At 52.1% G+C, this 1694-nt stretch carries 1 protein-coding gene; it reads right to left on the reverse strand.

Features of this window, described 5'->3' with window-relative positions; genetic code table 11:
• Positions 1-1694, reverse strand: a 1694-nt coding sequence (locus tag R7Q11_RS24655) for a host specificity factor TipJ family phage tail protein (RefSeq protein WP_263857190.1), incomplete at both ends; no start/stop codon positions are given.

The raw sequence follows: 1694 nt of genomic DNA on the forward strand, positions 1-1694 counted from the left end.
CCCTGTTCGTCGGGTTCGTTTTCATCATCCTCATACACGCGCACATCATAGTTCACCGCCTTAACGCTGCACTTCTCAGTGCCTTGTGGCGTCACATCATTAATGAGCGCTGGATAACACCACTTATCCGCAGGCCCAAACAGCCACAATGGTGGTTCCATTTCGCCGTCTAGTGAAGGCGTAAAGCCCAAGTTACTGGTGATGATGACTTCGTTAGGATGACTCCCTTTAGTGCAAACATGCGGCCCTGATGCCCTACCATCGGGTTTTCGGACGGTGATGTGATGCACGCCGCTTTCCCATTCCAGTGGCAAGTCTAGCCATAGGTGCGTCTTGCCGTTCTGAATGCTAAACCCTTCCAATCTGCCGCTTTGCGCGTAACCTGGCACATCGTCACCCAAAGCAACGTAATCGAGATAGTTAGAGCTAAAGGCATCCATCTCAGTTTGGAATGAATACTGAAAGCGTCGGTAGCGCTTCTTACGTCGCACTCGCATACCAAATTGCCACGCTTTAGTTGGGTCGGTCACTCCAAACGCTCTGACTTTCTCCGGCTTGATGCCGAGGTCACTAGGCAGCAAGCACATTATGGTTTCCGGTTTCCATGTCAGAGTGGAGAAGTATTCCACCTCCACACCGTCGGGCTCTTCTTCGCGGATAAAGCTGCCTGAGCGCTCCAAGCCTTTACCGAGCATGTTGTCCGGTTGGTACTGAAAATCAAAAGTGGTTCTTGGCTCATCCCGAACTGGAATGATTTGACCGTATTTGAGCGTTGGCTCGGAATAACCGACGAGCAAGACTTTCTTCAATACCTCGAACAAGGTGCTGCTGTCGGTGAATACTGCGTCGAACGTATCCCCTCTGGCTTTCCACACCTCATGCAAACGCAACAGCTCGTAATGACCGATGTGAACATCACTCAATCCACTATCAAGAATGATGTAGCGGATAGCCGGTGCTATGTCTCGGGTCGGGTAAAGCTCTTGCGTCCAACCTCCTAACCCATCTGGAATTTGCAGTTTACGGGTTGGCACCACGCCCAGCTTATTCTCCGCGCTACGTGAGAGCGAGTTACTGCCACGGATTTTGAACGCGATGGTGGTGAAGTCGTCATACTTGGTGTTGCTATCAAGTCGCGCTTTCAATCGGCGGTACTCGATGCGATCCAAATACTTGAGGTCTTTATTGTCGTTGGTGATGCGATACACGCGTACTTCAGGGCGAACTTCACGACCTAAGTCAATTTCGATAGTTTCCGCAAGCTGATCGCGAGTGCCGTCTCGGCGCTCGTACTTGACTTGGTTCCACTCGGTTTCTCCCTCTCCGCGCCATTCAATCATGGCCTCGACAGTGAGCGCGTTGGTGTCACCGTTCTTGTTCACGTATCCAAGGCCGTCAGGGTGTTTGAAGTCGATGTAAATCTTATCGGCCACCTCTGATGCTGGGCAGGCAAAGTGTGGACCTGCAGGTTTACCAGGCAGTGCCACTTCGGTTTCAAGCGTCCACCCTTTGTTCTCGCCTTGATGCGTGAAGACATCCCACCACACCTGTGCTTTCGTCCCTTCGGGATACAGCCTATCGACTCGGCCTTTCGGGTTGTTCGCTTCACGGATGATATAGCGGCCATCGTCCGTGCCGTGAAACTTGATGGGATGATGGCGCGTTTCTGACGGTACGGTGTCGACCGTTATCCA

The organism is Vibrio sp. 970 (assembly GCF_033339075.1).